Genomic DNA, 13265 nt, shown 5'->3' with positions numbered 1-13265 from the left:
CCTCAGGCAGTCGATAACGTAACCAGAACGCGCAAGCCAGCGCGTTAGCTGCCCTGACACGTCTCGGGGTCGAACTCCGGAGCCTCATGATGAATTCATTCCAGCCTGAGCAAATCGCCGCCGCGCAAACAGCCAATCTCTCGGTTCTATTCCGCCTGGCCATCAAAGCGTTCGAAGGCGTCGAGAAAACGGTCAACCTGAATCTGCAGACAATGCGGTCGACACTGGAGCAAACGCAGGAAAACACAAAGAAGGCGCTGACCGTCAAGGATCCACAGGACATGTTCGCATTGCAGGCCGGGCTGCAGCAACCATTCGGAGAGACGGCGCTGTCATACTACCGCCAGCTGTGCGAGATCGCGATGGACACCCAAGCGGCATTCTCCAAGGCCACTGAGGCTGAATTCGAAGCCCACAACCGCCGCCTGCAGGAGCTTGTCGATCAGTTGGCGCACAACGCACCGGCGGGTTCGGGAGACGCGGTGGGCGCGCTAGGCTCGGTGATCACTGCCACCAACAAGTTGTGTGAAACGATGTACCAGACCGCAAAGCAAGCCGTCGAGCTCGCCGAACAGAACTTCAACTCGGCGAGCAGCACAGCGTCCGTGGCCAAGCAAACCGTCAGGCACGCTTCGCGTGCGAGGGCATAGCGACGGCAAACGTGGCAGGCCGGTGTTGGGAGTCACGCAGGCAACTGTTGGCGCAGCTGCCAGCAAGAACATGCTTAACGCCCTGCATATCCCGGCTTACGGCGGTTTCCGGGCGACCGGCCTGAACAGCTATGACGAAGGCGTCCGGCAGGCACTCGGCCTTGGCGACGAGGAAACGCTGGTTGGCTTCCTGTATGTCGGTACACCCAAGGAAGCCGTGCGCCCGGCCAGCCGGCCGGCGCCCGAGGGGTTTGTCCGCGAGTGGCATAGGCCGGCCTGAAGTTTCCAGGCGCGACCTTCCGGACGCGCTCAGCGCTTGCCTGGTCCCTTGCCGGACACCGACTTGGGCGCTCGCCCAAAAAAACGCGTGAACGCCGTGCTGAAGTTGCTCGGGTGCTGGTAGCCAACCTGCCAGCCGGCCTGCGCTACCTGGCAGCCGGTTTCCAGCAGGGTCCATGCGCGCCGCATGCGCATTTCCAGCAGCATCTGGTGCGGGCTGGTGTTGAATAGCAGCCGGAAGCCCTGCTTGAGCTTGAAGGTGCTCAAGCCCGCGCTGGCGCACAGGTAGTCGATGGTCAGCGGCTGCGCCATCTGCAGCTGCATCAGGTCGCGGATTTGTTCCAGCTTCTGGATGTCGTGCTGGCTCAGGCGGCCTGGTGCCGTGGGTTGAGCCGGGGGCTGCGTCGATGCTGGCGGGCGCAGCTCGCGCAATTGCCCGGCCAGCAGGCTCAGCGCGTGGATCTGCAGGGCGAGCGGATCGGCCGGTGCCGCGCTGGCCAGGCGCAGCAGCGCGCGCGCATGGGCGGCGCTGGCCGGGGCGGTCTTGCCAAAGCCGAGTTCGCGCACGCGGGCTGCGGGCAGCAGATCGCGGCATCGCGCTTCGCCCACATAGCGGCGCAGCGTGGCTTCCTCGACCAGCAGCCGGAGCTGGCCGACGGCCGTGCCCGCCTGGTAGCGCCGCTCGCCCGTGCTGTGGGCGAACGAAGAGACCGTGGTGTAGCCGCCCCGGAAGCCTAGCCGCGCGCCATCGTGCCCGTAGAAGCCGGATTCTCCTTCCAGCCCCAGCGTGATGACCAGCGTGCGCGGCCCGTCGCGCTGGATGCTTTCCTCGATCAGGTCGCAGCGCGGCAGGTAGCGCGAGCGCACCAGCACCAGGCCAGTGTCCACCTGGACGCGCTCCGTGTAGCACTCGCCGAGTTGCGCGGGTAGTTGCTGGCGTAGCCAGCCCGATGTTGTGGTCGGCGCCTGGCGTGCCGCTGCCGTCGTGATGCGGTATTGGATGGCGAGTCTCCCTGGGTCGATGCACCTGCAGGCATAGGAAATCCGCTGCCGCGCATATGAATATGGATGATACGCATTCTCATTTGAAAATACCATGCTACGCAATGCATCGTATTGGATATGGGGGTTGCGTATGGCTGCGAGCAAGGCTTGCGTGGGCGGCTGTCCTGGTGGCTGCCTTGGTGGCTGTCTCTGGTCCTTTGTCTTGCTGGGCGCATGGACTCAGGCCTGCGCGCAGGAGGCACTGCCGGCGGTGAGCGTCACCGCTAACAAACAGACGCAGGCGCTCGCCACGGTACCGGCCAGCGTGACGGTGTTCGACGGGGAGGCGCTGGAGGCCGCGGGCGTGACCCGGCTGGAGTCCCTGGCGGAGGTGACGCCGGGCCTGTCGTTCCAGCCTTTCGGGCAAGCCAGCGTCAACGCGCCGGTGATGCGCGGGCTCACGGCCAATTTCTTTTCGTTTTCGTCCTCGACCCTGCTGCAGGTGGACGGCGTGCCCACGCTGATGGCGCAGGGTTTCGACGACCGCTTGCTGGACATCGAGCGGGTCGAGGTGTTGCGTGGTCCGCAGTCCACCCTCTACGGCCGCAATGCCGAGGCGGGCGTCATCAATATCCATACACGGCTGCCCGGTAACGAGCCGCGCAGCATGATCTCCACCGAGATTGGCAGCCGGCAGCAGCGGGCGTTGCGCTTTGCCGTGAGCCGCCCGCTGGTGGCGGACACGCTGTACGCCAGCATCGCGGGCGAATGGTCGGCGCAGGATGGCTTCATCGACAACACCTATACCGGCCGGCGCGAGGATGACCGCGAGCATCGCAACGCCAAGCTGGCCTTGCGCTGGACCCCGGGGCCGGGCACCGATGCCACGCTGCGCTATGCGCAGCAGGACTATCGCGATGGCGCGGCGTTGTGGGGTTCGCGCACCGCGCCGCGCGCCACCGTCAGCTCGGGCACGGCGGGCTGGAACGATTCGACCGGCCGCACGGCCTCGCTCGACGTATCGCATGAATTCGAGTCCGGCCTGCGCCTGCGCGCAATCACGGCCAGCAATGTGTTCTTCGACCGGGTGCAGCAGGACACCGATTTCAGGCCGGCCGACATGCTGCATATCGGGCGAGATCATCGCTTTCGCACCTTGTCGCAGGAGCTCCGCCTGGAAGGCAAGCTCGGGCAGGCGCAATGGCTGGCGGGGGTCTATGCCGACCGCGACAACCACGACCTGCTTAACGAGCAGAAGCTCCCGGCCGGCCAGAACCGCAGCGCGGCAAAGCTGACGGGCGGCACCACGGCGTTGTTCACCCACTGGACCGTGCCGCTGTCCGAGCGCTGGTCCGTGCTGGCCGGCGCACGAGTCGAGCGCAACGCGGTGCGTTTCACGCCCGCGGGCAGCGCGGCGCAGCGCGCGGATACCACGCATCTGTCGCCCAAGCTGGCCTTGCAGTACCAGCTCGCACCGGAAAGCCAGCTCTACGCCAGCGTCTCCGAGGGCCTGCGCGCGGGTGGCTTCAACGTCTTCGTGCCGGCGGCCAACTATGCGGCCTACCGGCCGGAGACGGTGCGCGCCTTCGAGCTTGGCGCCAAGGGATGGCTGCTGCAGCGGCGCGTGCGCTATGCGGCTTGCCTGTACCTGATGGATGTGCAGCACATGCAGGTGCAGCAGATGCCGCTGCCCGGGCTGGTGTACATCACCAACGCGGCCTCGGCGCGCTCCACCGGCGCGGAGTTCGAGCTCGATTACCTGCTGGCGCGGGGCTGGCGCCTGCAGGCAGGGCTGGGCTTGAATCGCACGCGTTTCCTGACCTTCCGCGACGGCGCCAATGTCTATGACGGCAACCGCAATCCCTTCGCGCCGGATCTCAACGGCCATGTCGGCCTGCGTTACGACGCGCCGGCGGGCTGGTACCTGCAGACCGTCTTCACCGGCACTGGCCGTGTCTACCTGGATGCGGCCAACCGCCATGGCCGCAACGGCTACGGGCTGGTCAACTTGCTGGCAGGCATCAACCGGGGCGCCTTCGAGCTGTCCGGCTACGTCAACAACCTGGCGAACCGCCGCTATGACGCGGTGGGCTACCAGAACGGCATCGTCACGGTCTACAGCCCCCCGCGCGAGCTGGGCGTGCGGCTGACCTGGCGCCTGTGACACCCGCACCCACACCGCGAGACACCATGGCATTTCATCATCCACCACCGGGGCAACGGCACCAGGCCGGCGACACGCGCGCGCGTTGGCGCCATGCCTTGCACCAGGGGCTGTTCGGCTGGCTCAACCTGGCGCTGACCGCGCCCAGTGTCTATCTCTGGCTAGGCCTGCCGCTGATCATGCGCCAGCACGGCTGGTCCGGCACGCAGATCGGGCTGTTCCAGCTCGCGGGCTTGCCGGCGGTATTCAAGTTCGTGCTGGCCGCGCCGGTGGAGCGCCATCGCTTCGCGGCGGGGCACTATCGCGGCTGGGCGGCGCTGCTGTGCCTGCTGCTCGCGCTGCTGCTGTGCCTGATCGGCCGGCAGCCGTTGCTGGCGAGCCGATTCGAGCTGTTCGCGCTGGCGTTCGCCGCCGCCATGATGGCGACCTGGGCCGACATCCCCGTCAATGCGCTGGCCATCAAGCTGCTGCCGGCATCGCAGCGCTTGCGTGCCGGTGGGCTGCGTTCCGCGGCATTGTCGATGGGCGCCATCGTGGGTGGCGGCCTGATGCTGCTGGCGCAGGCCCGCTGGGGCTGGCGCGCGCCGTTCTGGCTGATGGCGGGCGGCCTCGGGCTGGGCGTCGTCGCCTTGGGCTTTGTCCGCGAACCGGCCGCACCCATGCCGGAGCCGACAGGCGTCGCCAACCTGCCGTCAGGCCAATGGCGTGGCTACTTTGCCCAACCTGGGGCGATGGCCTGGAACGGGCTGCTGCTGCTTTGTTTTCCTTTCGTGGGCGCGGCCTGGTTTTATCTCAAGCCCTTGCTGCTGGACCATGGCTTTGCGCCCGCGCAGATAGCCTGGGCCGTCGGTGTCGGCGGTGGCCTTGCCGCAGCCGGGGCAGGCCTGGCGGGGGCGCGGGCAATCAAGGCGGCGGGGATGGCCCGCGCCATTCCCGGCGTCGCGGTGCTGGGCCTGCTGGCGCTCGTGGCGTTGAGCGCCGCCGTGTGGCTGGACGCGCCACCGGCGGGCCTGCTTGCCGCTGCCATGCTGGTGGCCGTGGCGATGGGCGCCACTGCCACGCTGGCATTCGGCCTGATGATGTATTTCACCCGGCCCGGGTTTGACGCCGTGGACTACGGCACGCAAGCCAGCCTGTTTGCGCTGAGCCGGCTCGCCGTGCCGCTCACTGGCGGCCTGCTGATCGATAGCGTGGGTTACCGCGGCATGCTGCTCGCGCTGACGATGTCCATGGCGCTGGTAACGTTGCTGGCGCTGCGCCAGCGGCAACGCATTGCCGGCATTGTGAGCGGGCGGCACCTTGGGGAGGGCGTGCGTGGCTGAAACGGCTGGTTCAGCCGCTCACGCCACTCGCCACCCCAGGCATGGAGGCGAGGGACTCGGTGCAAAGACATGGATGGCGTTCCTTTCGCCTATATTCAAGACGTTGCCGTGGCTACCTTCAAGAACAGCCAGCAGCGAATCTGAGAGCGGTCCTTAGTCCACGCAACGGATGTAAAGCCCCATCGCCACGCGGGCTGCGAAGGCGTGGCTATCCGATCGCTGAGGAGCAGAACAATGAAAAGCATCTGCGTAGCAATTCTGGCCATCATGGCTGCGGCCGGAGCCGCTGCTCAAACGCCCAATGACGCCCAGATTGCGGCAATTGTCGTGACCGCAAATCAGGTGGACATCGACGCGGGCAAACTTGCGGAGAAACAGGGTCATGCTCGCGACGTCAAGGCATTCGGCAAACAGATGGTTACCGACCATACTGGGGTGAATAAGCAAGCGGTGGCATTGGTCAAGAAGTTAAACGTTACTCCGGAAGAAAACCCGACCAGTGAGAGCCTGCGTGCTGGGGGCAAGGAAAACATGACGACGCTCAAGGGGCTTACGGGTACGAGTTTTGACAAGGCCTACATCGACCACGAAGTCGCTTATCATGAACAAGTGATCGATGCCATTGACAAGACACTGATTCCCAATGCCCAGAACGGGGAGCTCAAGTCGCTTTTGGTCGCCGTGCGCCCGGCGTTCGTGGGGCACCTGGAGCATGCAAAGATGATCCAATCCTCGCTCGGCAAGTAAGCTTGCCGCACAAACTCGCTGTCCATGCAGCAACTACCGTCACGAGGCAACGGGCAACGGCAAAGGCAACTGTTCGCGGTTGCGCTGGCTGCCGCCTGGGCTTTGCTCAATGTTGGTTCCGGCGCAATCGCCGCCCAGAGATTGTCAAGATACACGGTGGTGATCCAGGGCGCGAAGTTCGAGCCCGAGGTCGTTAGCGTCGCGCGAGGCGATGAGGTTGTGTGGATCAACAAGGATCCTTATCCCCACACCGTCACGGCCCCGGGGGAATTCGACTCGCACGAGATCATTGCCGGCGCATCCTGGCGATATGTCGCGCGCAAGGTGGGCGAGTTCCCCTATGCCTGCACGCTGCATCCAAACATGAAGGGGATGCTCAAGGTGGAACGGTCAGCCCCGCCGCGCGGCCTCCACTAAGCGAGAACCATGGATATGGGGAAAGCTGAATTTGTACCTTGGCGGATCAGCGCTATTACCTGGCCGGGGACCATGGCGCACGAGTGCGGTCGCGCCGCGTTACATGAAGAGCGGGGCAGCGAGTCATGAGCTTACATTTGGCGGGCAGCAAGAGCATCACAGGCGGAACCACTGGGCGGGCCGGCCGGAGCCTGTCCGCCCGCGGCCGGCGTCAGGGTCAGAACGAGGTACATTGGAAAAATCCGCGATGCCCGAAGCAGGTCGTCGAAGTGGGGTAACTGTTGTAGCGATCGGTCGTGTCTTTTGCGTCGAGGCGCAAAACGCAATCCCTCCATGGATCGGAATTGCTTCGGTATCCCAGTTTCTCGCAAGCGGGGCCATAAACCTGGATCATCTGGTCGACCTCACGCGTCGCCTGGGCGGTGAGTTCGGCTTGCGTCGTGCAACCGACAAGCAAGGCGGTCAAGGTCAAGTACATGAGTGTGCGCATGATAGCTCCTTCTCACCCACAGAATTAGAGCCGGCAACCGGCTGGCAAGTTTCCTTGGCCGGCATCGGTCGTCATAGGTCGTTGCCCCTGCGGCGCTATGCGCAGAGCGCTACGGCCGGTTGGGCGATTGTCGGCAGGGATTCTATTCAAAACATACTTATTAATTTCTGTCCGGGCAGGCGACAGCAACGCGCATCCGGACAGAAGGGGGAGGAGAATAATGAAAAAGCTCGCCCCGAAAGGATCGAGTTTCATTTTTTCTCCCCAGGACCGAGTGGTGGCTGTACAGTGCCTCGGATTAGGACCGATGGATCCCGATTGTTTTTGGCCGTCAGATCAGAGAGTTCTCCGGGTCCCTTGGCCAGCGGTCGTGGATCGACTCCGATATCCTCGACGCAGATGTAGACGTATCCAGTCAAACCGCGTGTCGCGAGACCTCGGGACGTGATTGTTGCCACGCTCGCCGCAGTCACCGGCGCAGTTTTTGTCGATGCTTAATACGACACTTACCGTTCGCGGATTGACCAGTCCGACACGCTTCACCTTTCCGACTTCGACGCCGTGGAATTCAACCGGAGCATCGGCGATCAGACCGGAGACGGATTCCTGGGTATTCAACTGATAGGTCACATATCGGCCTTCCGAAAACGCATACCAGGTGATTCCCACGATCGTCAGAATCAGCAGGAGTACTGCAAGCGTAAGCCGCGCTTTCGCGCTACCGTACGCAGATCCCGTTTCGAGTGTTTGCGGGTTGCGAGCGAGCAACCGAAGCAAGCGTGGTGAAGAACGGCATGGAAGCCGACGCCGAGATGGGCCACATCGTCACGCGCCAGGCGCCAGGCGCTGGAGCGTGTTGAGGGCTATGTTGCGCTGGGTGTGGAGGAGGGCGCCAGCCTCGTGATGGACGGCCGTGGCCTGAAGGTACCCGGCCACGAAGCGGGAAGCGCTCCCTGTTCGGCGACATGCAGGCCTATGGCGAGGAAGGCGTGCGCGTTTACACCCGGCAGAAGTCTGTCATGCAGCGCTGGTCGGATAGCACGCCGAAGGGAGCGGATTTTGCGATGCCGACGGCCAGGTGAGGCCCTCTGAAGCGCCACGGGCAGCTGAAGTTGGCGTTCCTTCAATGTCACGCTGCCCGGGGCGGCTCGTGCCGTCGATGAGCCCGTTCGGGAAGCTGGGCGCAACCTATGGACGCGCTAGCCAGCGTTGCCTGCCAGGACCGAGCCAAGGAACGACTCGTCTCCGATCTGTCCGCCCTTGAGGACAATCTCCAGGCCATCGCGCTGCGCGAAGCGGGACCATACCCGGCACAAGGGCGCCCCGGGCGCCATGCCGGCGATCACCGACAAGGCCGATATCCCCAGTGCGCTGGCCACTTCGCCGGAGCTGTCGCCGCCGGCCACGACGACGCGGGTCAGGCGGGTGCGATCGAGCATAAGTCGCATGACCTGCGCAAGCGCCGCTCCCACGCGACGCGCGGCCACCGGACGGGACAGGCCGGCATCGCGCGCCATGGTCTCGAAGCCTGCAACGGCGGGGTCTTCCGGTCCGCTGGCGCTATAGACCACGACACTGGTGCCGCCACGGGCCGCGGCGCAAGCCAGCGCCACCACGCGCTCGATTTCCGCTGCGCTGGTTTCATCACGCAGGATCCGCCCGACATCGAGGCGCTCGGTCGCGAAGCCATGCCGCGCGGCCCAGCCTATCTGCGCCCCCGTTACCGGCGAACAACTGCCACTGACCGCGGCTATCACGGGCGCGGGCTGTGCGGCGGGCAGGCCCGGCAGGGGCGGGATCAGGCCAAGCTTGCGCCAATAGGCTGTCAGCGCATATTGCAGTCCCGACGAGGAAGCGGTAAACACGCCGTCGCCACGGCCCTCCCATATCAGTTGCCCGGCTGCCAGCAAGGTGGCCTCGTCGAGTACGTCGATCAGTACGACCGGCGTATCGTCCCCGGCGATGGCCGCTACACGCTCCCCCCCGTGGCCGCTCTGCAGTTGCACCATATCGACCAGCGCAATTCGCCTCGCCGTCTGCTGGCGCAGATGAACGCGCAGGTCGGCTTCCGCCATCGGGGTCACGGGATGGCGCGCCATGGTCGGATGACGGTCCAGCCGGTAGCCTTCCCCGTCAACGGCGGCAAACAGGTTGCCAAACAGCTGGTAGCGCTTTAGCCGGGGCGCGCCGACCACCATGGGCGTCCACCGTCCTCCCAACGCGCGCGTGCCCAGGTCGATGGCCTTCCCAATGGACCCGATGGTCGGCGACGAATCGAAAGTCGAGCAAATCTTGTATTGCAGTACCGGCGCGCCCAGCCTTGCCAGGCTGGCGAAGGCCGCGGGCAGTTCGGCTTCCATCCAGGCGGTATCGCGGCCGCGCGAGGAGCCGGCGAGCCCGACGCAGCGTACCCCGGGAAAGCGTTGCAGCAGGTCGGGGGTGGGCGGCTCCAGGAACAGCACCGTGGGAATGCCGGCCGAGGCCATGGCTTCCATGGCGTCGGTCGAGCCGGTGAAATCGTCACCGTAGTAGGCGAGCAGCAGGCCGGCGGGAAGGGCGGCAGGGGCCGGCGCGTTCATCGCCAGAACTCCAGCGCCTGGCTCAGCGGCCGGCTTGTGACGGCGTGCTGCGTCAGCGGGATGTGCTTCATCGCCGCGATCCAGGCTTCGCGCAAGGCCTCGACCCCGGCCGACACCCCAGCCGGATGTCCGAATATGCCGCCTCCGGCGGTATGGATGAGGTCTGCCGTACCGAGCGCCCGATAGGTGTCCTCCGCCTGCAGGCCCGTCTGCCCGGAGCTGAATACCGGCATGGCGGGCATGGGCTTGTGCGCCATCGCGGGGGCGAGAACCGCCTTCGCCGCGGCGATCACGCTCTCATCGGATTCGCTGAACTTGTTGCGCAGGCCATTGACGTGAAGGTGGTCGGCACCGGCGAGCCGCCAGATTTTTTGCCAGGGCGCATAGTCCCAGCCCAGGTGGGGGCTGCGCGAGAGATACCCCCAACCGGCACGGTGGGCGTGGATGGGGAGCTGGGAGTGCTGGCGAAACGCCTGCAGCCCGACGATGCCGACCGAATTCAGGCAAACCATGACACAGGTCCCGCCCTGCGCCAGCACATGGTCGTGTCGGCGCTTCATCTGGTCCAGGTCGCCGGTCAGGTTGAAAGCCACCATCGCCTTGCGGCCGCTGCGCCCGGCTTCTTCATTGACGACGCGCATGACCGCGGAGACGCGCTCGTCGAACGGACAATAGCCGCCGTCAGCCTGCAGTTCGTCGTCCTTGATGAAATCGATGCCGCCGGCAACCAGTTCCCTGACCTGTTGCGCCGTCGCTTCGACGGAAAGGCCCACGCTCGGCTTGATGATGGTGCCGATCAGCGGGCCACAGCTTACCCCTGCAAGCTCGCGCGTTCCCTGTATGCCGAATGCGGGCCCCGGATACGCCTCGGCGAACGACGGTGGCAACTGCACGTCGGTGATGCGCAGGCCGCTGACCTGCCGCAACTCGAACAGATTGCCCGCGATGGTGGACATCAGGTTGGGCAGGGATGGCCCCAGGTTCTCTACCGGCCACGAAATCTGCAGCGCGCAGCGGGTATAGACATCCGATTGCATCCCGCCCGGCAAGCTAGGCGTGTTGACCCGCTCGATCACCTCGAGCCGCTCCACGCGCGCACCCGAGTGTTGCTTCAGTTCCGGGGTTTCGGTCGGCAAGGCGACAAAGGTTCCGCTGGACTGTTCGCCGGCGATCACCTCCGCGGCACGTTGGGGGTCGTCCCCGGTTTCCAGCCAATAGCTGGCAAAGATACGTTCGCCCACTGCTCACTCCTGTTTGAAACGCGGGCTGCCGGCCCGCCGGCAGCATGGTTGGCCTTGTGCGCTCTGGCTCAGGTAATGCGACGAATGCTCTCGGCGATCTCTTCCCGGTCGAACACCTTGATCCAGTCGTCTCGCATCAGGCGCGGCTTGCCGAATTCGATTGCCTTGTTGCACGCGTCCGAGAACGCGCCGGGGATCTCGTTGAAGATGACGGCGCCAAGGATGTTCATATGGCCGAGCAGGAAGTCACGCGCCGCTTCCTTGGGCACGCCGCGGCGAACAGTCTCGTCCATCGCTTCGCGCATGACGTAGAGCAGGGTGGCGCAGATGGTCTCCGAGAGCCCCGGTTCCAGGATGGCCATCTGGTCGACGGTGAGGCGGTAGGAGCGAAGAATCGGGGCGTAGATCACCTTGGCCACCGCCTCGCCCAGGTCGAATGCCTCATCCGGGCCTTGCATCAGTGCGCTGGTGATCGACTGTTTGGCGGCGCCGCCGCCGAAGTAGTCGCGGCGCGCTTCGGGATCCGTCTCGTCGTTGAAGATCAGCGGATGGCAGGGATGGGCGACGAAATAGGTCAGGTCAGGCCGGTCGGGCAGATGGCCGGCGAACGGTGCCGCGGCGTCAAGCGTCATGACCATGGTGCCGGCCTTGAGCTGGGGAGCGATCTGGGCGGCAATCTTGCCGATGATGGTATCCGGAACGGCGAGGATCACCACGTCAACGCCATCCAGTGCTTCATCGGTGCCCACACATTCGACGCCAAGCTCGTCCTTGAGGCGCTTCTGGCCAACCGGGCTCACCTCGACATGGCTGACGCGGTAGTCGGACTTGAGCAGATTCCTGGCGAGGCGTACCCCCATCTTTCCGCCAGCGCCAAACAGTGCAATTTTCTCTTTCATGCTAATTCCCCAGTTGAGAACACATCGCGAAGCCGGTGCAACGCGACATCACTTCAGATTCGCCTTCGGCTCAAGCACGCCGCCCGGTTCGCTCCCGCTGCGCTTTTCCGTCGTCGAGATGGCGAAGACCAGCAACGCGGAAAGCAGCATGAAACCGCCGACGATGAACATCGGCACCTGGTAGGAGCCGGTGGCATCCTTGATCGTCCCCGTCACATAGGGGGCGGCAAAGCCGGCAAAGTTGCCGATGGTATTGATCAGCGCGATGCCCGCGGCGGCCCCGGCGCCAGAGAGAAAGCGAGCCGGGATCGACCAGAACGTCGGCAGCGCGGAGAAGATGGCGCAGGCGGTCACGGTGATGACCGCGACTGTCGCCGCGGGCGAATTCATATAGAGCGCCAGCGGAATGCTGACCGCGCCGACGAGCGCGGGCAGGCCCACGTGCCAAGGCCGCACCCCGCGCCGCGTCGCATCGCGGCTCCACAGGAACAGTGCGATCGCGGCGGGGAAGTACGGGATGGCGGTGATCCAGCCCTTCTGGAACACGTTGAACTTGCTGCCGTACTGCGCCTCGAATCCGCCGATGATGGTCGGCAGGAAGAAGGCCAGCGCATAGAGACCGTAGATCAGGCCGAAATAGGTCAGCGCCAGCACCCAGACCCGACCGTTGAGCAAGGCCTTGCCGGCGAGCACGCCGTGGGAATGGGCCTTTACCTTTTCTTCCTTGTCGAGTGCCTCCGTGAGCCAGTCGCGCTCCGCCTGGCTCAACCACTTTGCCTGCGCAGGCTTGTCGGCCAGGTAGAACCAGGCCACCACGCCGACCGCGATGGCGGGAGCCGCCACGCCGAAGAACATGACGCGCCAGCCGGCCAGGCCAAAGAGTCCATGGGCCTCGATCAGCAACGCCGCGACCGGCGCGCCGATCACGATGGTCAGGGGCTGCGCCAGGTAGAACAACGACAGGACGTGGCTGCGGTGCCGGGCCGGCACCCACATGCTCAGGAACAGGATGGCGCCGGGGAAGAAACCGGCTTCGGCCACGCCCAGCAAGAAGCGCAGCAGGTACAAGCCTTCGACGCTGCTGACCCAGGTGAACAGGATGGCGACCACGCCCCAGCTCACCATGATGCGGGCCAGCCAGCGGCGTGCGCCGTACTTGTGAAGCGCGAGGTTGCTCGGGATCTCGAGCAGGATATAGCCGACGAAAAAGACGCCGGCGGCAAAGCCGAACTGCGCGGCCGTCAGGCCGAGGTCCTTGGTGAGTCCGTTGGGGCCGGCAAACGAAATGGCGGTCCGGTCCAGAAAGTTGATGAAGAACATCAGCGCAATGAACGGCACCAGCCTGAGCGATACCTTGCGGATGGCTGACCGCTCCACGGCGGCGGTTGCAATGGTGGTTTCCACGTTGTCTCCTTTGGCGCGCGCCTGGTCATCGGTTGCCGGCGCTGTCGGACGCGACTGGTGTCGCTCGTCTGGCCTAATGGTATGATGAG

General features: G+C 65.0%; 13 protein-coding genes and 1 pseudogene. 7 read left to right on the top strand and 7 right to left on the bottom strand.

The genetic code is table 11. The annotated features are described in order from the left end of the window. Positions 1 to 89 precede the first annotated feature (89 nt). Positions 90 to 650: a TIGR01841 family phasin gene (gene phaP / locus AC3FOF_RS07060; RefSeq protein WP_488726297.1), complete on the top strand. Its 561-nt coding sequence runs from the start codon at positions 90 to 92 to the stop codon at positions 648 to 650. 70 nt (positions 651 to 720) lie between these two features. After that, positions 721 to 930, top strand: coding sequence for a hypothetical protein (locus AC3FOF_RS07055; RefSeq protein WP_488726150.1), 210 nt, complete (start codon positions 721 to 723; stop codon positions 928 to 930). A gap of 29 nt (positions 931 to 959) precedes the next feature. Here the strand turns inward: AC3FOF_RS07055 and AC3FOF_RS07050 are convergent, their stop codons facing one another. Then, positions 960 to 1817, bottom strand: a complete 858-nt coding sequence (locus AC3FOF_RS07050) for a helix-turn-helix domain-containing protein (RefSeq protein ID WP_488726149.1) — start codon at positions 1815 to 1817, stop codon at positions 960 to 962. A gap of 247 nt (positions 1818 to 2064) precedes the next feature. Between AC3FOF_RS07050 and AC3FOF_RS07045 the strand changes: the two genes are divergently transcribed. From AC3FOF_RS07045 to AC3FOF_RS07030, 4 genes are all read left to right on the top strand, one after another. Continuing rightward, positions 2065 to 4077, top strand: coding sequence for a TonB-dependent receptor (locus tag AC3FOF_RS07045; RefSeq protein WP_488726148.1), 2013 nt, complete (start codon positions 2065 to 2067; stop codon positions 4075 to 4077). A 26-nt stretch (positions 4078 to 4103) separates the two neighbouring features. After that, positions 4104 to 5399, top strand: a complete 1296-nt coding sequence (locus AC3FOF_RS07040) for an MFS transporter (RefSeq protein WP_488726147.1) — start codon at positions 4104 to 4106, stop codon at positions 5397 to 5399. Positions 5400 to 5633: 234 nt separating this feature from the next. Further along, positions 5634 to 6146 carry a DUF4142 domain-containing protein gene (locus AC3FOF_RS07035; RefSeq protein ID WP_017227514.1) on the top strand — a complete coding sequence of 171 codons (513 nt, stop codon included), beginning with the start codon at positions 5634 to 5636 and terminating at the stop codon, positions 6144 to 6146. A 24-nt stretch (positions 6147 to 6170) separates the two neighbouring features. Beyond that, positions 6171 to 6563: a cupredoxin domain-containing protein gene (locus tag AC3FOF_RS07030; RefSeq protein WP_488726146.1), complete on the top strand. Its 393-nt coding sequence runs from the start codon at positions 6171 to 6173 to the stop codon at positions 6561 to 6563. Between the two features lie 217 nt (positions 6564 to 6780). Here the strand turns inward: AC3FOF_RS07030 and AC3FOF_RS07025 are convergent, their stop codons facing one another. After that, on the bottom strand, positions 6781 to 7053 hold the full coding sequence (locus tag AC3FOF_RS07025) for a hypothetical protein (RefSeq protein WP_017227516.1): 273 nt from the start codon (positions 7051 to 7053) through the stop codon (positions 6781 to 6783). Positions 7054 to 7389: 336 nt separating this feature from the next. Continuing rightward, the gene (locus tag AC3FOF_RS07020) at positions 7390 to 7683 is read right to left on the bottom strand and encodes an MlaD family protein (RefSeq protein ID WP_488726296.1); all 294 of its coding nucleotides are present in this window, start codon (positions 7681 to 7683) and stop codon (positions 7390 to 7392) included. Between the two features lie 314 nt (positions 7684 to 7997). On the opposite strand from AC3FOF_RS07020, the pseudogene AC3FOF_RS07015 reads away from it, so the two are divergent. After that, positions 7998 to 8135, top strand: a pseudogene (locus tag AC3FOF_RS07015) (methylmalonate-semialdehyde dehydrogenase); the annotation flags it as partial. A gap of 117 nt (positions 8136 to 8252) precedes the next feature. Here AC3FOF_RS07015 and oiaK read toward each other — a convergent pair. The 4 genes from oiaK to AC3FOF_RS06995 form a co-directional block, all read right to left on the bottom strand. Next, the gene (gene oiaK / locus AC3FOF_RS07010) at positions 8253 to 9632 is read right to left on the bottom strand and encodes a 3-oxo-isoapionate kinase OiaK (RefSeq protein ID WP_488726145.1); all 1380 of its coding nucleotides are present in this window, start codon (positions 9630 to 9632) and stop codon (positions 8253 to 8255) included. Then, a complete protein-coding gene (locus tag AC3FOF_RS07005) occupies positions 9629 to 10873 on the bottom strand; it encodes a ribulose-bisphosphate carboxylase large subunit family protein (RefSeq protein WP_488726144.1) in 1245 nt (414 codons plus the stop codon). The genes oiaK and AC3FOF_RS07005 overlap by 4 nt, the downstream gene beginning before the upstream one ends. A gap of 68 nt (positions 10874 to 10941) precedes the next feature. Continuing rightward, positions 10942 to 11772 (bottom strand): D-apionate oxidoisomerase, encoded by an 831-nt coding sequence (gene apnO / locus AC3FOF_RS07000; protein WP_017227521.1) that lies wholly within the window; start codon positions 11770 to 11772, stop codon positions 10942 to 10944. A 48-nt stretch (positions 11773 to 11820) separates the two neighbouring features. Next, positions 11821 to 13176: an MFS transporter gene (locus AC3FOF_RS06995; protein WP_017227522.1), complete on the bottom strand. Its 1356-nt coding sequence runs from the start codon at positions 13174 to 13176 to the stop codon at positions 11821 to 11823. Positions 13177 to 13265 lie beyond the last annotated feature (89 nt).

The organism is Cupriavidus sp. 96C5-1, assembly GCF_057798855.1.
This window is presented reverse-complemented; position numbering and strand designations above follow the sequence as displayed.